Source organism: Microbacterium sp. Ld4 (assembly GCF_045066555.1).
GTDB lineage: Bacteria > Actinomycetota > Actinomycetes > Actinomycetales > Microbacteriaceae > Microbacterium.
This window is the reverse complement of the sequence record NZ_JBISHE010000013.1, coordinates 175,722-195,621: the sequence shown is the minus strand read 5'-3', so window position 1 is coordinate 195,621 and position 19,900 is coordinate 175,722. Positions and strand designations below refer to the sequence as shown.

The following is a 19,900-nucleotide window of genomic DNA, read 5'->3' as shown; positions in this document are numbered from 1 at the left end:
CCGCGACTAGGGTGATCTGATGATCGTGGAGCAGCTGAGTCTGGTCGACTTCCGTAACTACGCGGCGGCAGACGTGACGCTCTACGCAGGTCCCAATGTCTTCGTGGGGCGCAACGGCCAGGGCAAGACGAACCTGGCCGAGGCGATCGCGTATTTCGCGACACTCGGATCGCACCGTGTCTCGCAGGATGCGCCGATGGTCCGGTACGGCGCCGACGCGGCGTTCGTCCGTGCCCGACTCGCCCACGGCGAGCGTCGCATCCAGCTCGAGGCGCAGCTCAACCGGTCGGGATCGAACAAGGCACGGGTGAACGGCTCGTCCGTTCGGACGTCCGAGCTTCCCCGCTACGCACAGGTCGTGCTCTTCGCGCCGGAAGATCTCCAGATCGTCCGCGGCGATCCCTCGGCCCGACGGCGCTTCGCCGACCAGCTGCTCATCCAGCGGGTTCCGCGGCTCGCGGGTGTGCTCGGAGACTACGATCGCGTCCTCAAGCAGCGGACGGCCCTGCTGAAATCGGCGCGAGCGCGTGGCCTGCGCGCGGAGCAGCTCACGACCCTCGACGTGTGGGACGACAAGCTCATCGCGCTCGGCACCGAGATCGTGATCGCCCGCGTCCGGCTGGCCGACGATCTCGCGGCGCCGCTGCGGGAGGCCTACGAGGCGATCGCCGGCGCCGATCACGACCCCCACCTCGAATGGATCTCGAGCATCGGGGGCGTCGATCCCGAGGACGACGCCCCGGCGGCATCCGCCGATCCGGTGACGGATGCCGCGCGCGATCCCGCGGTCGTGTCGGCGGCGTTCCGAGCGGCGCTGCAGGCGAAGCGCGCGAGCGAGCTGGAGCGCGGAGTGACCCTCGTCGGGCCGCACCGCGACGACCTTCTCCTCCGCCTCCGCGGTCTGCCGGTCAAGGGCTACGCGTCGCACGGCGAATCGTGGTCGATGGCGCTCTCGCTCCGGCTGTCGTCCGCGCAGATCCTCCGCGACCAGTTGCGGCTGGGTGATCCGATCGTGATCCTCGACGATGTCTTCGCAGAACTGGATGCCGACCGGCGCGCCCGCCTGGCGGGCGTCGTCGCCGGCTTCGAGCAGGTGATCGTGACAGCAGCGGTCGAAGGCGACGTCCCCGCGGCGCTCCGCGCCCGCACCGTCCGGGTCGAGGCCGGCGCGATCGTGGTGGACGCCGATGTCTGACGCGGCCGACATCCCCGAGACGACGGCGACGTACCTCCGCCTCCGCGGCCTCGAGCCGTCGGCGGCGAAGCGGCGCAAGCGCACCCGGCGCAGCGTCGACGACGAGAACATGCCGTTCGCGCCGGGTCGCGATCCGAAGGGATTGGGCGATCTGCTCACCGACCTGACCCGGCAGTCGGGCTGGGATCCGCAGCTCGCCCGGGAAGACCTCGTGCTGCAGTGGGCCGAGGTCGCGGGTGAGGAGACGGCGCGCCACGCCGATCCAGTGGCGCTGAGCGACGGCATCCTGACCGTGCAATGCGACTCGACGGCCTGGGCGAAGAACCTCCATCTGATGCGATCGACGATCGTCACCGAGCTCATCCGACGCTTTCCCGAAGCGGGCGTGCAGTCGGTCCGCTTCGTAGGGCCGGACGTACCCTCGTGGAAATGGGGCCCCAGAGCCGTTCCAGGACGGGGCCCTCGCGATACCTACGGGTGAGGTAGGTCCCGCACCATCCGCGGAGCTTTCGAGGGCTCACAGCGCCGTCCAGCGGCGAATGGCCGCCCCTTTCCGATAGACTGGGAAGAAGGCCTGAACGATGGATGTGGAGCGCACGAAACCAATGACGTCAGAAACCCCCGACACCGTTCCCGAAGAACCCGAAACGCCCGTAGAAGCCCGGATTCCCGCCGAATACGGCGCCTCGGAGATCCAGGTCCTCGAAGGCCTCGAGGCGGTCCGGAAGCGCCCCGGCATGTACATAGGCTCGACCGGTGAGCGCGGGCTCCACCACCTCGTGTACGAAATCGTCGACAACGCGGTCGATGAGGCCCTCGCGGGATACTGCGACACGATCCACGTGACGATCCTCGAAGACGGTGGTCTGCGCGTGATCGACAACGGCCGTGGCATCCCGGTCGACCCCCACAGCTCCGACCCCTCGAAATCGACGGTCGAGGTCGTCCTCACCGTCCTTCACGCGGGCGGCAAGTTCGGCGGCGGCGGGTACGCCGTCTCCGGCGGCCTCCACGGCGTCGGCTCCTCGGTCGTGAACGCCCTGTCGACGCGGTTCGACGTCGAGATCAAGCGTCAGGGCCACGTCTGGCGCCAGTCGTTCGAGACCGGGGGCGCCCCGGTGGCCCCGCTCGCCAAGGGCGAGGAGAGCGACGAGACCGGCACGACCGTGACCTTCTGGCCAGACGGGACGATCTTCGAGACGACGTCGTTCGACTACGACACTCTGCGCACGCGCTTCCAGCAGACGGCCTTCCTCAACAAGGGCCTCCGCATCACCCTCACCGACGAACGCCCCGAAGCGGTCGACGTCGTCGACCTCGACGAGGGCGGGTCGAAGACGCAGCAGCGACAGGATGACTTCCTCTACGAGCGCGGCCTGGTCGACTACGTCGAGTACCTGAACAAGGTGCGCAAGGCCGAGGTCGTCAACGACGAGATCATCGAGATCGAGCTGGAGGACACCGTCCGCCACATCTCGCTCGAGCTCGCGATGCAGTGGACGACGAGCTACAGCGAGAACGTCTTCACCTTCGCGAACACGATCAACACCCACGAGGGCGGAACGCACGAAGAGGGCTTCCGCGCCGCGATGACGTCGCAGATCAACCGTTACGCACGTGAGAAGGGCTTCCTGAAGGAGAAGGACGTCAACCTCGCGGGCGAGGACATCCGCGAAGGCCTCACCGCCGTCATCTCGGTCAAGCTCTCCGAGCCGCAGTTCGAGGGTCAGACCAAGACCAAGCTCGGCAACACCGAGGCGAAGGCGTTCGTGCAGAAGGTCGTGGGCGATCAGCTCAACGACTGGCTCGGCCGTAACCCGGCTCAGGCCAAGCGCGTCATCATGAAGGCGGTGGATGCCGCGACGGCACGTCTGGCGGCCCGCAAGGCCCGTGAGACGGCGAGGCGCAAGAGCGTCTTCGAGTCGGCATCCATGCCCGAGAAGCTCAAGGACTGCACGAGCAAGGACCCCTCGATCAGCGAGATCTTCCTCGTCGAGGGCGACTCCGCCGGCGGCTCCGCGGTGTCGGGGCGCGACCCGGAGCGTCAGGCGATCCTCTCCCTTCGCGGCAAGATTCTGAACGTCGAGAAGGCGCGCCTCGATCGCGCGCTCGGCAACGCCGAGATCCAGGCGATGATCCAGGCCTTCGGCACGGGTGTCGGCGAGGACTTCAACGCGGACAAGGCCCGGTACCACAAGATCGTGCTGATGGCCGATGCCGACGTCGACGGCCAGCACATCACCACGCTGCTGCTGACCCTTCTGTTCCGCTACATGCGCGGACTCATCGAGGCCGGCTTCGTGTACCTCGCGCAGCCGCCGCTCTACCGCCTGAAGTGGTCGAACGCGCCGCACCAGTACGTCTACAGCGACCGTGAGCGCGATGCGCTGCTCAAGGACGGCGTCGCGGCGGGCAACCGCATCCCCAAGGACAACGGCGTGCAGCGCTACAAGGGTCTCGGCGAGATGAACGCCAAGGAGTTGTGGGAGACGACGATGGATCCCGAGACGCGCACGCTGCGTCAGGTCACCATCGATGACGCCGCGGCATCCGATGAGATCTTCTCAGTGCTCATGGGAGAGGACGTCGAGGCGCGTCGCGGGTTCATCCAGCGCAACGCCAAGGACGTCCGGTTCCTGGACATCTGAGCACCGGCGACGACGGAACGAGACTGAGAGAACATGGCTGACGACGAACGTCCCGACCCGACTGCGGGTTACGAGCACGGCAACATCGACCAGGTCGACCTCCAGGTCGAGATGCAGCGGAGCTACCTCGACTACGCGATGAGCGTCATCGTCGGTCGTGCGCTGCCCGACGTGCGCGATGGCCTCAAGCCCGTGCACCGCCGCGTGATCTACGGCATGTACGACGGCGGCTACCGCCCCGACAAGGCGTTCTCGAAGTGCGCCCGCGTCGTGGGCGAGGTCATGGGTCAGTACCACCCGCACGGTGACAGCGCGATCTACGACGCGCTCGTCCGGCTGGTGCAGCCTTGGTCGCTGCGCTATCCCCTCGCCGACGGTCAGGGCAACTTCGGCTCTCCCGGCAACATGGGCGCCGCCGCCCCGCGGTACACCGAGACCAAGATGGCCCAGCTCGCGCTGGAGATGGTCCGCGACATCGACGAGGACACCGTCGATTTCGAGGAGAACTACGACGGCCGCACCCAGGAGCCGACGGTGCTGCCGGCGCGGTTCCCGAACCTGCTGGTCAACGGCTCGGTCGGCATCGCGGTCGGCATGGCGACGAACATCCCGCCGCACAACCTCCGTGAGGTCGCGGCCGGCGCCCTATGGGCGCTCGAGAACCCGGATGCCACGCGCGACGAGCTGCTCGAGGCGCTCATGGAGCGCATTCCGGCCCCCGACTTCCCCACCGGCGCGCAGATCCTCGGCACCAAGGGTGTCCGCGACGCGTACCGCACGGGCCGCGGATCGATCACGATGCGCGCTGTCGTCAGCGTCGAGGAGATCCAGAACCGCACCTGCCTCGTCATCACCGAGCTGCCGTACCAGGTCAACCCCGACAACGTCGCGGCGAAGATCACGATGCTCGCCCGCGAGGGCAAGCTCAGCGGCATCGCGGACATCCGCGACGAGACCAGCGACCGCACCGGCCAGCGCCTGGTGATCGTGCTCAAGCGCGACGCGGTCGCCAAGGTCGTGCTCAACAACCTGTACAAGCACACGCAGCTGCAGGAGAACTTCGGCGCCAACATGCTGGCGATCGTCGACGGCGTGCCCCGCACGCTGCCCCTCGACGGCTTCATCAGCTACTGGCTGACGCACCAGTTCGAGGTGATCGTCCGCCGCACGCAGTACCGTCTGCGCGAGGCCGAGAAGCGCATGCACATCCTGCGCGGCTACCTGAAGGCGCTCGACGCTCTCGACGAGGTCATCGCGCTCATCCGCCGGTCGCCGACCGTGGACGACGCCCGTGAGGGACTGAAGTCGCTCCTCGACATCGACGTCGACCAGGCCGACGCGATCCTCGCGATGCAGCTGCGCCGCCTCGCGGCGCTCGAGCGCCAGAAGATCATCGACGAGGCCACCGAGCTCGAGCGCAAGATCACCGACCTCAACGACATCCTCGCGACCCGGTCGCGTCAGAGCGCGATCATCGCCGGGGAGCTGAGCGACATCGTCGCGAAGTTCGGCGACGAGCGGCGCACGCACATCCTGCACGGCTTCGACGGCGACGTGTCGATGGAAGACCTGATCCCCGAAGAGGAGATCGTCGTCACCGTCACCCGCAACGGCTACGTCAAGCGCACCCGCAGCGACAACTACCGCTCGCAGCACCGCGGCGGCAAGGGTGTGAAGGGCGCGCAGCTGCGTGCGGACGACGTCGTGGAGCACTTCTTCGTGACGACGACGCATCACTGGCTGCTCTTCTTCACGACCAAGGGCCGCGTCTACCGCGCGAAGGGCTACGAGCTCCCTGAGGGTGGCCGCGACGCCAAGGGACAGCACGTCGCGAACCTGCTGGCGCTGCAGCCCGGCGAGGAGATCGCGCAGATCCTCGACATCCGCGACTACGCGACGGCCGAGCACCTCGTGCTCGCCACGCGCGACGGCAAGATCAAGAAGACGTCGCTCACCGAGTACGACACCAACCGGCAGGGCGGCATCATCGCCATCAAGCTGCGCGGGCAGGACGAGGACAACGGCGACGAGCTCGTCAGCGCGATGCTCGTCGACTCGACCGACGACCTCCTTCTGGTCTCCCGCCTCGGCATGTCGCTGCGCTTCACCGCGAACGACGAGACGCTCCGCCCGATGGGACGATCCACCGAGGGTGTGAAGGGCATGTCCTTCCGCGATGGAGACAGCCTGCTGTCGGCATCCGTCGTGCGCGACGACAGCTTCGTCTTCGTCGTCACCGAGGGCGGCTACGCCAAGCGCACCTCGGTCGATCAGTACCGGGTCCAGGGCCGCGGTGGTCTGGGCATCAAGGTCGCCAAACTGCACGATGACCGGGGCGAACTCGCGGGCGGTCTGATCGTCAGTGAGGTGGACGAGGTGCTGGTGGTTCTTGCCAGCGGCAAGGTGGTACGCTCGGCCGTTGCCGAGGTCCCTGCCAAGGGCCGCGACACGATGGGTGTGGTTTTCGCCCGTCCCGATGACGATGACCGCATCCTCGCGATCGCCCGGAACGGTGAGCGTGGACTGGCCGAGGTCGTCGTCGCAGACGACACCGCCCCGGCCCCCGAGACCACCGAAGAGAGTGACGCATGAGCACGGTAGCCGACAAACTGGCCAAGAAATCGTCGAGCAAGACCAGCGCGAAACAGGTTCGCCTGCGCCTCGTGTACGTCGACTTCTGGTCAGCCGTGAAGCTGTCGTTCCTCGCTGCGGTCGCTCTCGCGATCGTGACCGTCGTCGCGACGTTCCTGATCTTCCTCGTGCTGCAGTCCACCGGGCTCATCGCGCAGGTGGACGAACTCCTGCGCGCGGTGACCGAGAACAGCTTCCAGCTCGCCTCGGTCCTGAGCCTGCCGCAGGTGATGGCCTTCGCCGCCGTCGTGGCGATCTTGAACCTCGTCGTCGTGACGGTTCTGGGCGCCGTCATCGCCGGCATTTACAACCTGATGGTGAAGGTCACCGGCGGCCTGCTGGTCGGTTTCACCTCAAACTGACGCTGTCGATCCGGATGCCGGCACGCACCGGCATCCGGATTCGTCAAACGTCGCCATCTTCGGGTAAAGTCTTGGAGGTTGGCGGCGCGAGTCGGCAGCAGACGGGGCTATAGCTCAGGCGGTTAGAGCGCTTCACTGATAATGAAGAGGTCCCAGGTTCAAGTCCTGGTAGCCCCACTTGAAAGACCCGCAGTACCCCTCGCAGTAACCCCGGGGCCTTAGCTCAGTTGGTAGAGCGCCTGCTTTGCAAGCAGGATGTCAGGAGTTCGAATCTCCTAGGCTCCACAGATAGACAGCCCGGACCGAGATCCCTCGTCCGGGCTTTTGCATTCCCACCAGGCGGATGCCGCGAGGGCGGGGCTAGGGTGACACGGTGGACATTCGCCTCGCCGCCTACGCCGTCATCACCGAAGACGACCGCGTGCTCCTCGCCCACTGGAACGATCCGGTCCGTGCCGCGTGGACCCTGCCCGGCGGCGGGCTCGGCCCCGGTGAGGACCCGCGTGACGCCGCGGTGCGGGAGGTGCTCGAGGAGACCGGGTTTCACGTGGAACTCGACCACATCCTCGGTGTCGACTCCTTCGTCATCCCCGCCGATGCCCGCCATCAGGGAAGCGGCCCGCTGCACGCCGTCCGGATCGTCTACCGGGCGCATGTCGTCGGCGGATCCCTCCGCAACGAACTCGAGGGTTCGACGGATGAGGCGGCCTGGTTCGCCGTGACCGAGGTGCCCACGCTGAAACGTGTGCCCCTCGTCGACACCGCGTTCGAGAGGGCCGGCATCATCCGCTGACGCACCGGCGCGCCGCGCTCAGTGTCGGCGCTCCTCCACCGGAATGGAGATGTCGGCGACCCTCGCCGCGTACGCCGAGATGAGGTCGTCGGCCTCGACGAACAGGCTGTACCCGTGTGCGCCCGCGCCCATCGCGATGCGGCGACCGGCGATGCTGGCGTCTGCGTAGACCGGCCAGTCGGTCGTGCTGCCGATGGGCGTGATCGTGCCGCGCTCGAACCCGGTGGCGGCCAGCGCGAGTTCGGGCTCCGGCATCCGGAGCTTGTTCACACCCACGACAGCGCGGAGCTTCGGCCAGGAGATCGCGCGGTCCCCCGGAATGAGGGCGAAGAGGTAGGTGTCGTCGCTGCGTTTGACGACGAGCGTCTTCACGATGTCCGCAGGACGGATGCCGAGCAGCTCAGCGGCCTGGTCGAGACTTTCTGCTGCCGGTCGTGCGACGAATTCGACCGCTAACGACCGGGAGCGCGCCGCATGTGCGACGCGCTCCGATGGTTCAGGTGCCGATTCAGGCATCCGGTGCGCGCAGCGGGTCGTCCGCCACCCACAGTTCATCGTCGGCCCGCAGCGTCTGCCAGGCGGCGTAGAGCACGCCGGCGGCCGCGGCGACACCGAGGATGAGGGCGATGACGCCGCCGGCGCCCATGCCCTTCTTCGGCTCCGAGACGCTCAGCTTCTTGGTGGCCTTCTTGCCGGCCTTGGCGGCCTTCTTCTTGAACGCGTCGGCGTCGATGCTGCCGAAGCCCTTGCCGTGCACGAGACGGTCGCGCTTCTCGTTCGCGACATCCCACACCGACAGGGCCGTGCCGACGACAGCGCCTGCTGCCGGGACGACGGCGCCGTTGAGCACACGGCGTCCGGCGTTCACGCTCTGGCCGACGTACGGGGCGGCGTACTTCTCGTAGGAGTGCTGCACCGTGGGCACGACGTGCTCACGGTTGTAATGGCCCAGCTGGCGGCCGGCTTCACGCGCGACCTCTCCAGCCTGTCCGACCAGAACCTGCTGCGACTCCCACAGCTTGTTCGCCTGGTTCTGCAGCTTGCGGAGCTGCTTCTTGCGCTTGCGGTTGAGGCTCACTGTGCCCTCCCTTATCCGGGATAGTCCGGGGACGATTGTTCCCCCATACTGTCAGACCTCGCGAGGCGGCCTAGGGGGTTGAAAGTGAGAGAATGTCTAGTATGCCGATTCACTCCGCTGTCGCAACACTGCACACTTCCCACGGCGACATCGTCGTCAACCTGTTCGGCGATCACGCGCCGCGCACCGTCCAGAACTTCACGGGCCTCGCTGACGGCTCGCAGGCGTGGACCCACCCCGCCACCGGCAAGCCCGGCGAGGGCCCGCTCTACACCGACGTCATCTTCCACCGCATCATCCCCGGCTTCATGATCCAGGGCGGCGACCCGCTCGGTCAGGGCGTAGGCGGCCCCGGATACAACTTCGACGACGAGATCAGCCCCGAGCTGACCTTCTCGAAGCCGTACATCCTGGCCATGGCGAACGCCGGCCTCCGTCGCAACGCGATCACCGGCAAGGCTGAGGGCACCAACGGCTCCCAGTTCTTCATCACGACCGACCCCACCCCGTGGCTCAACGGCAAGCACACCATCTTCGGTGAGGTCGCCGACGACGAGTCCCGCAAGGTCGTCGACGCCATCGGCGCCGTCCCCACGGGCGCGCAGGACCGCCCCCTCGAGCCGGTCGTCATCTCTTCGATCGACATCGCGGCGGTCTGACCACCTCGTGAGCTCCACCGACCCCCGGAGCAACCCGGAGAACTTCTGCTACCGGCATCCTGATCGTCAGAGCTTCGTGCTCTGCCAGCGATGCCTGCGCACCATCTGCCCCGAGTGCCAGACACCGCTGCCCGTCGGCGTGATCTGCCCGGAGTGCCTGGCTGAGCAGCAGAAGGGCCAGAAAGCGCAGCACAGCGCGATGGTGTCGCGGATGCCGCGCCGCCGGCGTTCGCAGAGCGATCGGCCCGTCGTGACGTACGCGATCATCCTCGCGACGCTTCTGGCGTATCTCGTCGGGCTCATTCCGGGGGTCGGCACCACGTTCCGTTCTCTGCTGGCCTTCAACAGCCTGTTCGTCTTCCCCGGGTTCGCTTTCGAGCCCTGGCGCATCATCACCGTCGTGTTCGTCCACGGCGGCATCTGGCACGTGGCCCTCAACATGCTCGCCCTCTGGGCGATCGGTCGGAGCCTCGAACCGCTCTTGGGCAGGTGGCGCTTTCTGTCGCTCTACGTGCTGAGCGCGATCGGCGGGTCGGCGCTCGTCGCCCTCCTGGCTCCCGGCACCACCGTCGTCGGCGCATCGGGCGCCGTCTGGGGCCTGCTCGGAGCGATGCTGATCATCGGTCGCAACATCGGCGTGAACGTCATGCCGATCGTCGTCCTGCTCGGCATCAACCTGGTCATCTCGTTCATCCCCGGTGCAGGGATCTCGTGGCAGGCCCACATCGGCGGTGGCCTGGTCGGCCTGCTCGTGGGCTGGATCTTCGCCCGGACGCGCGCCATCAGGCAGCAGCGTCGTCAGGCTCTTTATCTCGTCGGTGTGGGAGTCGCGCTGGTCGCCATCATCGTCGCAGTGCCGAGCGTGCTGTACGCCTGAAAGTTATCCACAGGTTCATCCACAGTTGGGGATGAATCACACCGGTGTAATTCGAGGTATTCGGCCGGGGTCAGCGCCAGCGCGTCGTCATCAGGAAGCCGATGAACGCGATGCCGAATCCGATGACGAGGTTCCATGCCTGGATGCCGGGGATGGGGAACGCCTGGCCGCTCAGGTAGAAGACGATGATCCACACGAGACCGATGATCATCAGTCCGAGCATGATCGGCTTGAACCACACCGGGTTGGGGGCTGCGTCGCCCGGGGTCTCGACGATTGGGTCGTCGTTCTTGTCTCCGCGTGCCATGGCCGAAAGTCTACCTGCCAGCCCCACCACAGCCTGCTCTGCGTAGAATCCGATCGTGTCCGAGCCCACCACGACCCCCGCGCCCTCGTCGCGCCGCGCCTCGCGCGAGCGGCAGCGGCGACGCCCGCGCGTCAGTGTCCTCGGCGTCATCGGCGAGATCCTTCTGACGGTCGGCATCGTCGCGCTCATGTACGTCAGCTGGCACACCTGGGTCGGCGACTTCATCATCTCCAGCCAGAAGCACGCCGAAGCCGACGCCCTCGCGCAGCAGTGGGCGGCGGAGTCCGAGGATCCCGCCGCGTCGCCGACCGATCCGGCGCCGAGCCCTGCGGATCCCGCCGATCCGCAGATCCCGGTGCTCGCCGAGCAGGAGCACGGTGAGGTCTTCGGCATCATGCGCGTCCCGCGGTTCGGCTCGGACTGGAAGTTCAACATCGCGTCGGGTATCTCCCGCCCCGACATCCTCGACGAGGGCGAGATCGGCCACTACCCCGACACCGCGCTTCCGGGCGAGATGGGCAACACCGCCTACGCCGCGCACCGCTGGACGTCGGGGGCCGCGTTCGACCCGATCGATCAGCTCGTCGTCGGCGACGCAATCGTCGTCGAGACGAAGGCCGGGTGGTACACGTACCGCTTCCGCACCCTCGAGTACGTCCAGGATTCGCAGGTGCAGGTCCTTCTGCCGGTGCCGAACGCCGAGGGCGTCGAGGCCAACGGACGCTACCTGACCCTCACGAGCTGCGCCCCGAAACTCAACATGCTCGAACGGATCGTCGCGTACGCCGTCTTCGACGAGTTCACGCCCCGCGGCGACGGTGCCCCGGCATCCCTGACGCAAGGAGTCGACGCCTGATGTACGGCGCTCTGTGGCGAGTCCTCCCCGGTCCGTGGTGGGTGCGGGTCTTCATCCTGCTCGTGCTGCTGACCGTGGTGCTCTACCTCTTCTACTTCCACCTGTTCCCGTGGATCTTCACGCTGTTCGGCCCCGAACAGGAATCGACCATCGGTGGCGGCTGACCCGTCGAATCCGGGGCGACGCGGCATCCGGATCCTGGTCGTCGACAATCACGACAGCTTCGTCCACACTCTCATCGGTTATCTGCGAGAGCTCGGCGCCGACGTCGACATGATCGAAGCGGATGCCGAGGGCGCGGCGTCGCACGTGGGACCCGGCATCGACGGCGTGCTGATCTCCCCCGGGCCGGGCACTCCTGACGAAGCGGGTGCGTCCGTCGAGGTGGTGGAGGCGTGCGTCGCGCACGGGATGCCGCTTCTCGGCGTCTGTCTCGGGCATCAGGCGATCGGCGTCGCCTTCGGCGCACGCGTGGGTCACGCGGCCGAGCTCATGCACGGGCGCACCTCGCTCGTCGAGCACGCCGGCGAGGGCGTGTTCCGGGGGCTCCCGCAGCCGTTCACCGCGACCCGTTACCACTCTCTCGCGATCGACGCCGCGTCGATGCCGGGCGACCTTGTCGTCACCGCACGGACGGCGTCGGGGGTGATCATGGGCGTCTCCCATCGCACCCTGCCGATCCACGGCGTCCAGTTCCACCCCGAGAGCGTCCTCACCGAGGGCGGCTACCTGCTGCTGGGCACGTGGCTCGAGAGCGTCGGCCTGACGGGCGCGATCGAGCAAGCCCGCACGCTGACGCCCCACCGTTCGGTGGGCTGACTCCCGCGGACTACTCTCCGCTGCAGGCGGTGAGGGTGATCTCCGACTTGACGGGCACCTCGCCGATGGCGGACTGCTCCTTCACCATGCGGGGGTCGGTCGCCGGGCACGACGGGTCGTCGACGATGATCGGCGAGAGGCTGTAGGCGTCGGACTCGAGGATCTCGGTCGCCTTGTCGAGCGAATAGTTCTGCGCGAAGTCCTCGACGGTCACCGTTCCGGTCGCGATCGTCAGGTCGACGGGCGTCCCCTCGGGCAGCTCGTCGCCGTCGGTGACGACGTCGCTCGCGACGGTCGCCGAGATGACGACGTCCTTCGACAGCATCGGGTCGCTTCGGCGGCTGACAGCGCCGAGCTCGAGCCCGGCCTCCTCGAGCGCGTCGGTCGCTTCCTGCAGGGTCAGCGATTCGAGCGGGGGGACGGATGCCGTCTCGACACCGCTCGACACCCACACCGTGATCTCGTCCCGGGGCGCCACCGACACACCGGCGGCGGGCTCGGTTCGGATGACGGAGTTCTCGGGCACATCGGCGCTCGGGGTGACCTGGCGGCGAACCTCGAGATCGGCGTCGCCGAGCACTTCCTGCGCGCGGTCCCAGGTCATCGTGACGACATCGGGGACCTTGAGCGCGTTGGGGGTGACCTCGGCGCCGGCGGGCCGGAACGCGCTCACCCAGATCAGCACGGAGATGAGGAGGACGGCGAGGAGGGCGATCCCCGCCCACACCCAGGCCACGGGCGGACCCGACTGCGTTCGTCGCATGGTGTCGTCGGAGCTCAGCTGACGGAGCGACCGAGCCGTCTCGGCGGCCTGGCGCGGGTCTGCCCCGTAGAGCTCGTTGCTGAGCGACTCGACCTTGCGTTTGCTCGGCGCCTTGCGACCGGCGGTGGTCGCCAGCGCTTCACGGAAGGCCGCGGCGGTCTGGGGGCGCTGGAAGGGATCCTTCGCGAGCGCCCGGAGCACGAGGGCGTCGAGGCTGCGGGGCGAGGCGTCATTGACCTCGGACGGCGGGACGGGCGCCTCGCTGACGTGCTGGTACGCCACGGCGATGGGCGTCTCTCCTCGGAACGGCGGCTGGCCGGTGAGGAGCTCGTAGAACACGATGCCTGCGGAGTAGATGTCGGCGCGCGCGTCGACCGGATCTCCCTTGGCCATCTCGGGCGAGAAGTACGACGCGGTTCCGATGATCGCGGTCGTCTCGGCGACCGTGGAGGACGAGTCCGACACCGCGCGCGCGATGCCGAAGTCCATCACCTTCACCTGACCGGCATCCGTCACCATCACGTTACCGGGCTTGATGTCGCGGTGGACCACGCCGGCGCGATGGGAGTACTCGAGTGCTTCGAGGATGCCGTCGGTGTAGCGGATGGCGTCCTCGAGCGGAACGGGGCCCTCGTCGATGATGTCCTTGAGGAGCCGCCCGGTCACCAGTTCCATGACGATGTACGGCTCGGCCCGTGAGACGCCGTCGGAATCGGTCCGGGTCTCCTCGCCGGCGTCGAAGACGCGGACGATCGCCGGGTGCGACATACGCGACGCCGACTGCGCCTCGAGGCGGAATCGCGTGCGGAACGCGCCGTCGGAGGCGAGGTCGCGGTCGAGGATCTTGATGGCGACAGCTCGCCCGAGGGTCAGGTCTTCGCCCCGGTACACCGAGGCCATGCCACCCCGCCCGATGAGGTCATCGATGCGGTAGCGACCTGATAGTACTCGTGACTGAACGGACACATCACTCCCAGGGCTGAACGGAGAAAGCCTAGCCGAGCCCGGTCGGGAAGCCCCTGAAAGGCGGCCGGGTCAGCCCTGGCCTTCGCCCTCGGGCGGGGTGGTCTCCTGCGGGGCGGGCTGCTCCGCAGGGACGATCGATGCGGATGCCTCCGACGAGTCGGCCGACGTGCGCTGGCCGTTCTCCCCGTCGCAGGTGACGGTGTAGGTGACGCCCAGGGCGCCGTCTTCACCGGCGACGACGGCGAGCGGCCGATCGTTCACGCCGAAGCTGCCCGTGCTCTCTCCGGTGCCTGCGAAGATTCCGCCCGAAAGGGTGAAGGTGTAGGAGGATGCCGTCAGGCCGGCGGGGCAGGAGTAGCTCTCCCACATCACGTTGACGGTCGAGCCGGCCGCGACGGTGCCGTCGCCGTTTCCGCCTTCGATCCGCGGTGTGGCGGGAACGTTCAGCGAGGCGACCTCGTCGTAGTACGTCAGGGTGACGGCGCGGTCGAACTGGACCGTGCCGGTCGGGTCGACCCGGTAGACCTGGCCGGCCTCGCTCTCGGTGCCCGCAGAGTCGCCCAGCTCGCAGGAGACGCTGGTGAAGCCGGTCTCCTCCAGTGCGGACTTCGCGTCCTCACAGGCTTCGCCCACGTAGTCCGACGCCGCGATGTTCGCGCCCGTCGGCTCGGGTGCGGCCGACGGCGTGACCTCGGTGTCGGGCGTTGCCGGCGGGCTCGACGGAGCCGAGCTGGCCGGCGGCGGCGTTTCAGCGGTGGGCTCGGGATCGGAGAACAGGGCGACGAGGGTGCCGATGAGGACTACCGCGAGCAGCGCGATGAGAGCCACGAGCGGCCACGTCCACGGGCTGCGCTTCTTCTTCGGCGTGGTCGACGGCTGCGGTTCGCGGGTCGCGGAGGCCGCTGCTGCTCCTGCCGCGCCAACACCGACTGCCGGAGCAGGTGAGGTGGTCGGGAGGAGGCGAGTGGCCGCTCCGGTGTCGCCGGCTGCGGTCAGCAGCTTGGTGAACTCGTCCCCCTCGTCGCCGCCACCGATGGCGGGGACGATCGCGGTGGCACCGGTCACGTCGCCGCGGCGGAGCGCCGTCGCGGCGCGCGCGACCGCAGAGGTCGACGAGGGGCGCTCGTCGGGCTTCTTCGCGATCATGCTCATCACGAAGCGCTGCACGGGCTCGGCCACCGTGTCGGGCAGGGGGGGCGCGGTGTCGTTGATCTGCGCCATGGCGATCGCGACCTGCGACTCGCCCGTGAAGGGGCGACGGCCGGCGAGGAGCTCGTACGCGACGATGCCGAGCGAGTAGATGTCGGTGGAGGGGGATGCCGCGTGTCCCGACGCCTGTTCGGGCGAGAGGTACTGCACGGTGCCCATGACCTGCCCGGTGGCCGTGAGGGGCACCTGGTCGGCGATGCGGGCGATGCCGAAGTCGGTGATCTTGACACGGCCGTCGGGCGTGATCAGGAGGTTGCCGGGCTTGATGTCGCGGTGGACGAGTCCGGCGGCGTGGGCCGCCTGCAGGGCCGATGCGGTCTGGGCGACGATGTCGAGCGTCTTGTCGGTCGACAGGGAGCCCTCGCGCTCGACGATCGTCGAGAGGGCCTCGCCGGGGACGAGTTCCATCACGAGGAAGGCGGAGCCGTTCTCCTCGCCGTAGTCGAAGACGCTGGCGATGCCCTCGTGGTTGACGAGCGCGGCATGCCGGGCCTCGGCGCGGAAGCGCTCGAGGAAGCCGGGGTCGCCCATGTACTCGTCTTTGAGGATCTTGATGGCGACGGTTCGTCCGATGACGTGGTCGGTCGCTTCCCAGACCTCGCCCATGCCGCCGATCGCGATCCGCGAGTCCAGCTCGTACCGTCCCCCGAAGCTCACACCCTGTGTGGGTCTCATTCGCTCAGCACCGCCTCAATCACTCGTTTCGCGATGGGGGCCGCGATCCCGTTGCTCGTGCCGTCCTGGCCGAGCCCTCCACCGTTCTGCACCATCACCGCGACGACGACTTCGGGGTTCTCTGCGGGCGCGAACCCCGTGAACCACAGCGTGTACGGGTCACCCGGGTTGTGCTCCGCCGTGCCGGTCTTCCCGGCCACGTCGACTCCGTCTATTCTCGCACCGCTCGCCGCCCCGTTTTCGACATTGCCGATCATCAGCTGGGTTAGCGTGGCGGCATTCTCGGCCGACATCGCCTCACCGAACTGGGTGTCCGCCGGCTCATCCTGAACGGTCAGATCGGATGCCACGACGCGGTCGACCATCCGCGGATTCATGACGATGCCGCCGTTCGCGATCGCCGCGGAGACCATCGCCATCTGCAGCGGCGTGGCCTGTACGTCGCTCTGGCCGATGCCGCTGAGCGCGGTCTGCGGCTCATCGAGCTGCTCGGGGTAGATCGAGGCGGTCACGTCGAGCGGGATCTCGAAGCCGGAGTTGAATCCGAACTTCTGGGCCTGCTCGCGGATCGCGTCGTCGCCCAGCTCGAGCGCGAGCTCGGCCATCGGGATGTTGCAGCTGAGTCGCAGCGCGGTCTCGAGCGTCACCGTCTCGCCCGGGCCGCAGGTGCCGCGGTCGAAGTTGTGCAGGATGTTGTCGGTACCGGGCAGGCGGAACGTCGCCGGGTTGTCGAAGGTCGACTCCGGCGTGTACTCGCCCGACGAGAGCGCAGTGGCGACCATGACGAGCTTGAACGTCGAGCCCGGAGGGTCGAGGGCTCCGCCGATCGCGCGGTTGAAGAGCGGGTCGAGCGGGTCGTCGACGAGGCCCTGGTACGCCGAGTTCACGGCGGAGCTGTTGTGCGACGCGAGTTGGTTCGTGTCGTAGCTGGGGCTCGTGGCGAGGGCCAGGATGCGACCGGTGTCGGGCTCCATCGCGACCACGGCGCCCTCGAGTCCGTCGAGCGAGTCGTAGGCCACCTTCTGCACGGCCGGATCGAGCGAGAGGAGCACGTTCGACCCGCGCGGCGGCTGGCCGCTGACGATCTGGTCGAGGCGCGTCAGGAACTGCTGGCTGCCGGAGCCGGCGAGAGCCGCGTTCATCGCCTGCTCGAGTCCGGTCGACGACCGCAGCACCGGGTTGATGAACCCCGTGACGGGCGCCCACATCTCGGCATCCGGGTATGTGCGGATCCAGCTGTAGAGGTCGTCACTGGGCTCGGAGGTCGCGATCGCCGTGCTGCCGGCGAAGATCGTGCCGCGCTGCACCTCGTAGGAGTCGTAGAGGGTGCGGCGGTTCTCGGTGTTCTCGGCGAGCTGGCCGGCGATGCCCACCTGGATCCAGCTGGTCGCGACCAGCAGGCTCACGAACATGAAGAGGACGACGACACTGAGTCGGCGGAGCTGCTTGGTCATCCGATCACCACCCGGGGCCTGGAGCGAACGGCATCCGAGATCCTCAGCAGGATGCCGATGATCAGCCAGTTCGCGATGAGCGACGATCCGCCGGCGGCGAGGAACGGCATGGTCAGGCCCGTCAGCGGGATGAGCCGCGTGACGCCGCCGACCATGATGAACACCTGCAGGGCGAGTGTGAACGACAGGCCCGTCGCGAGGAGCTTGCCGAAGTCGTCCTGACCGGCGATGCCGATGCGGATGCCGCGGCTGACGAACACCATGTAGAGCGCCAGGATCGCGAAGACGCCGACGAGGCCGAGCTCTTCGCCGAGGCTCGGCAGGATGTAGTCGTTGTGGGCCAGCGGCGTCAGATCGGGACGACCCAGGCCGAGGCCGGTTCCGATGAGACCGCCGTGGGCGAGGCCGAAGATGCCCGACACCAGCTGATAGCTGCTGCCGTTGACGTACTCCGGGTTGAAGGCGTCGAGCCAGTTCGAGAACCGCGCGCCGACGTACGGCAGCACCTGCGAGGCGGCGAGGGCGCCGGCCACCGCGAGGAGCACCCCGAGGATCGCCCAGCTGGCCTTGCCGGTCGCGACGTAGAGCACTCCGATGAACATGCCGAAGATGAGGATGCCGGTGCCGAGGTCGCGCTGGAGCACGATGATGCCGAGCGAGATGCCCCAGATGATCAGGAGCGGTCCGAGCTGACGCGCCTTGGGCCAGGTGATCCAGAGGAAACGGGTGCCGACGGACGTGAGCGCCTCTCGGGTGCGCACCAGGTAGCCGGCGAAGAAGATCGCGAGGCAGATCTTGGCGAGCTCACCCGGCTGGAACGAGAAGACACCGGCGACGGAGACCCAGACGTCGGCGCCGGCGCGGAGGCCCAGGCCGGGCACGAACGGCAGGAGGAGGAGCGCGATGCCGGAGATGCCGAAGATGTAGGTGTACCGGAAGAGCACGCGGTAGTTGCGCAGGAAGATCACGATGAGGATCGCGCCGATGATCGCGATCGTCGCCCAGGCGAGCTGGCGGAGGCCGAGCGAGCTCCAGCCGGTCAGGTCGTCGGCGATGTCGAGGCGGTAGATCATCGCGGTCCCGAGCCCGGTGAGGAGCGTCGCGATCGGGACGACGAACGGGTCGGCGTCGCGGGCGCGGAGGCGGAGCACGATGTGCAGCGCGAGCGTCAGCACACCCAGCCCGCCGCAGTACGACAGGAACGTGGCGTCGATGGTTCCGCGCGTGCCGAGCTGCACCAGCACGACGGCGGCCGTCGTGACGATGAGGGCGAACAGCAGCAGGCCGAGCTCGCGATTGCGCTGCGTCGCCGGCATCCGGAGCTTGCTCAGCGCCTTGATGACCGTGGTGTCGGTCTCTATCTGGGCTGTCATGGCGTTCCCTGGCGGAGGTTGTCCACGATCGCCTGCGCGTCGGCGAGCGATCGGGCGGTGATCGTCTGCTCGACGGACACGCGCTGGTAGGTGGGCAGGTCGGCGAGCAGGATGTCGGTGTCCTCGTACGGCGTCGAGAGCGAGATCGGACCGATGTCCTGTTGGATGCCGCGGTAGATCACCACGCTGTCGTCGTCAGGACCGATGAAGTAGCGCGTCTGCGTCCACGAGTACGCGCCGAACGCGGCGGTCGCGAGCGCGGCGAGGAAGACGACGAGGCCGACGATCCACCAGACGCGGCGGCGGCGACCGCGGCGGCGGTCCTCCTCGATCAACTCCTCGAGGTACTCCGCGGCCGGTTCGTAGTGCGACGGCTCGTTCGCGGCCTGCCGGCCCGTCTGGAACCAGCCCGACCGCGACGGACGACCGGCGGGGAACTCCAGCCCCTGCGGGGTCGAGGCGGACCCGACGATCGTGGCGGTGCCGCTGTACATGGGGTGGCGACCGCCGACGTCGACGAGGACGATCGTCACGTTGTCGGGCGCCCCGGCGTCGAGGGCCTGCTTCAGCAGCAGGTCGGCGCTCCGGCCCGGCGCGAGGTCCTGCCCCAGGATCTTCGCGGTCTGCGCATCGTCGACGACGCCGCAGAGTCCGTCGGAGCAGAGGAGCCAGCGGTCACCCGGCTGGGTCTGCATGATGAAGGCGTCGACCTCGGGGTCGGTGTCCATGTCGCCGAGCACACGCATCAGCACCGACCGGCGCGGGTGGTAGCGAGCCTCTTCGGGGGTGATGCGACCCGAATCGACCAGCCGCTGCACGAATGTGTGGTCGGTCGTGATCTGGGTGAGGATGCCTTCGCGGTGGAGGTAGACGCGCGAGTCGCCGATGTGGGCGATCACCGCGTAGTCGTCGACCATGAGCACGGCGCTCACGGTGGTGCCCATGCCCGCGAGCTCGGGCTTCTCGGCCACCGTGTCGATCAGGACATGGGCGGCGTCGACGATCGTCTCGCGCAGCTCTCGCTCCGCTTCGGCGGGCGTCGGGTAGGAGTGGTCGAGCGACTTGAGCTGATGCACGGCGATGCTCGAGGCGATGTCGCCGCCGGCGTGACCGCCCATGCCGTCGGCGACGACGAAGAGGTTCGATCCCGAGAAGCCCGAATCCTGGTTGTTGGATCGGACCTTCCCGGTATGCGAGATCGCCGCGCTCGAGCCTTCGAAAACCATCGGGGCGGG

19 protein-coding genes and 2 tRNA genes are annotated in these 19,900 nt (G+C 68.0%); 13 read left to right on the top strand and 8 right to left on the bottom strand.

What is annotated here, in order from left to right; all coding sequences use genetic code 11:
- The first annotated feature begins 19 nt into the window (after positions 1-19).
- The 8 genes from recF (at position 20) to ACJJV7_RS11545 (ending at position 7,629) form a co-directional block, all read left to right on the top strand.
- Positions 20-1,195, top strand: a complete 1,176-nt coding sequence (gene recF / locus ACJJV7_RS11580; protein ID WP_405374576.1) for a DNA replication/repair protein RecF — start codon at positions 20-22, stop codon at positions 1,193-1,195.
- Positions 1,188-1,676: a DUF721 domain-containing protein gene (locus tag ACJJV7_RS11575; RefSeq protein ID WP_405374578.1), complete on the top strand. Its 489-nt coding sequence runs from the start codon at positions 1,188-1,190 to the stop codon at positions 1,674-1,676. Before recF ends, ACJJV7_RS11575 begins: the two co-directional genes overlap by 8 nt.
- A gap of 124 nt (positions 1,677-1,800) precedes the next feature.
- On the top strand, positions 1,801-3,843 hold the full coding sequence (gene gyrB, locus ACJJV7_RS11570; protein ID WP_405374580.1) for a DNA topoisomerase (ATP-hydrolyzing) subunit B: 2,043 nt from the start codon (positions 1,801-1,803) through the stop codon (positions 3,841-3,843).
- A 33-nt stretch (positions 3,844-3,876) separates the two neighbouring features.
- Positions 3,877-6,435 carry a DNA gyrase subunit A gene (gene gyrA / locus ACJJV7_RS11565; protein WP_405374581.1) on the top strand — a complete coding sequence of 853 codons (2,559 nt, stop codon included), beginning with the start codon at positions 3,877-3,879 and terminating at the stop codon, positions 6,433-6,435.
- A complete protein-coding gene (locus tag ACJJV7_RS11560) occupies positions 6,432-6,836 on the top strand; it encodes a DUF3566 domain-containing protein (protein WP_405374583.1) in 405 nt (134 codons plus the stop codon). Before gyrA ends, ACJJV7_RS11560 begins: the two co-directional genes overlap by 4 nt.
- Positions 6,837-6,939: 103 nt before the next feature.
- Positions 6,940-7,013 (top strand) — tRNA-Ile (locus tag ACJJV7_RS11555).
- Between the two features lie 35 nt (positions 7,014-7,048).
- A tRNA-Ala gene (locus ACJJV7_RS11550) sits at positions 7,049-7,121 on the top strand.
- Between the two features lie 88 nt (positions 7,122-7,209).
- Positions 7,210-7,629: an NUDIX hydrolase gene (locus tag ACJJV7_RS11545; protein ID WP_405374585.1), complete on the top strand. Its 420-nt coding sequence runs from the start codon at positions 7,210-7,212 to the stop codon at positions 7,627-7,629.
- Between the two features lie 18 nt (positions 7,630-7,647).
- Here ACJJV7_RS11545 and ACJJV7_RS11540 read toward each other — a convergent pair whose 3' ends face one another.
- The gene (locus tag ACJJV7_RS11540) at positions 7,648-8,145 is read right to left on the bottom strand and encodes an aminoacyl-tRNA deacylase (protein ID WP_405374587.1); all 498 of its coding nucleotides are present in this window, start codon (positions 8,143-8,145) and stop codon (positions 7,648-7,650) included.
- Positions 8,138-8,707 carry a DNA helicase gene (locus ACJJV7_RS11535; protein WP_405374589.1) on the bottom strand — a complete coding sequence of 190 codons (570 nt, stop codon included), beginning with the start codon at positions 8,705-8,707 and terminating at the stop codon, positions 8,138-8,140. The genes ACJJV7_RS11540 and ACJJV7_RS11535 overlap by 8 nt, the downstream gene beginning before the upstream one ends.
- A 101-nt stretch (positions 8,708-8,808) precedes the next feature.
- On the opposite strand from ACJJV7_RS11535, the gene ACJJV7_RS11530 reads away from it, so the two are divergent.
- Complete coding sequence (locus ACJJV7_RS11530) at positions 8,809-9,366, top strand: peptidylprolyl isomerase (RefSeq protein WP_405374590.1); 558 nt, start codon at positions 8,809-8,811, stop codon at positions 9,364-9,366.
- Between the two features lie 7 nt (positions 9,367-9,373).
- Positions 9,374-10,243 carry a rhomboid family intramembrane serine protease gene (locus ACJJV7_RS11525; protein WP_405374592.1) on the top strand — a complete coding sequence of 290 codons (870 nt, stop codon included), beginning with the start codon at positions 9,374-9,376 and terminating at the stop codon, positions 10,241-10,243.
- Positions 10,244-10,313: 70 nt separating this feature from the next.
- Here ACJJV7_RS11525 and ACJJV7_RS11520 read toward each other — a convergent pair whose 3' ends face one another.
- On the bottom strand, positions 10,314-10,550 hold the full coding sequence (locus ACJJV7_RS11520; protein ID WP_405374594.1) for a cell division protein CrgA: 237 nt from the start codon (positions 10,548-10,550) through the stop codon (positions 10,314-10,316).
- Between the two features lie 55 nt (positions 10,551-10,605).
- Here ACJJV7_RS11520 and ACJJV7_RS11515 point away from each other — a divergent pair, with 55 nt between their 5' ends.
- Genes ACJJV7_RS11515 through ACJJV7_RS11505 form a run of 3 tightly spaced genes read left to right on the top strand, consistent with a single transcriptional unit; the run spans position 10,606 to position 12,225 of the window.
- On the top strand, positions 10,606-11,406 hold the full coding sequence (locus ACJJV7_RS11515; RefSeq protein ID WP_405374596.1) for a class E sortase: 801 nt from the start codon (positions 10,606-10,608) through the stop codon (positions 11,404-11,406).
- On the top strand, positions 11,406-11,570 hold the full coding sequence (locus ACJJV7_RS11510) for a hypothetical protein (protein WP_405374598.1): 165 nt from the start codon (positions 11,406-11,408) through the stop codon (positions 11,568-11,570). Before ACJJV7_RS11515 ends, ACJJV7_RS11510 begins: the two co-directional genes overlap by 1 nt.
- Positions 11,560-12,225: an anthranilate synthase component II gene (locus ACJJV7_RS11505; RefSeq protein WP_405374600.1), complete on the top strand. Its 666-nt coding sequence runs from the start codon at positions 11,560-11,562 to the stop codon at positions 12,223-12,225. The genes ACJJV7_RS11510 and ACJJV7_RS11505 overlap by 11 nt, the downstream gene beginning before the upstream one ends.
- A gap of 10 nt (positions 12,226-12,235) precedes the next feature.
- Here ACJJV7_RS11505 and pknB read toward each other — a convergent pair whose 3' ends face one another.
- The 5 genes from pknB to ACJJV7_RS11480 form a co-directional block, all read right to left on the bottom strand.
- Complete coding sequence (gene pknB / locus ACJJV7_RS11500; protein WP_405374602.1) at positions 12,236-13,954, bottom strand: Stk1 family PASTA domain-containing Ser/Thr kinase; 1,719 nt, start codon at positions 13,952-13,954, stop codon at positions 12,236-12,238.
- Positions 13,955-14,023: 69 nt separating this feature from the next.
- Positions 14,024-15,838, bottom strand: a complete 1,815-nt coding sequence (locus ACJJV7_RS11495) for a protein kinase domain-containing protein (protein WP_405374604.1) — start codon at positions 15,836-15,838, stop codon at positions 14,024-14,026.
- Positions 15,835-17,292 (bottom strand): peptidoglycan D,D-transpeptidase FtsI family protein, encoded by a 1,458-nt coding sequence (locus tag ACJJV7_RS11490; RefSeq protein ID WP_405374606.1) that lies wholly within the window; start codon positions 17,290-17,292, stop codon positions 15,835-15,837. The genes ACJJV7_RS11495 and ACJJV7_RS11490 overlap by 4 nt, the downstream gene beginning before the upstream one ends.
- Entirely contained in the window at positions 17,289-18,665 is a 1,377-nt protein-coding gene (locus tag ACJJV7_RS11485; protein ID WP_405374607.1) for an FtsW/RodA/SpoVE family cell cycle protein, read from the bottom strand. The genes ACJJV7_RS11490 and ACJJV7_RS11485 overlap by 4 nt, the downstream gene beginning before the upstream one ends.
- Positions 18,662-19,891, bottom strand: coding sequence for a Stp1/IreP family PP2C-type Ser/Thr phosphatase (locus ACJJV7_RS11480; RefSeq protein ID WP_405374609.1), 1,230 nt, complete (start codon positions 19,889-19,891; stop codon positions 18,662-18,664). The genes ACJJV7_RS11485 and ACJJV7_RS11480 overlap by 4 nt, the downstream gene beginning before the upstream one ends.
- Positions 19,892-19,900: the final 9 nt, after the last annotated feature.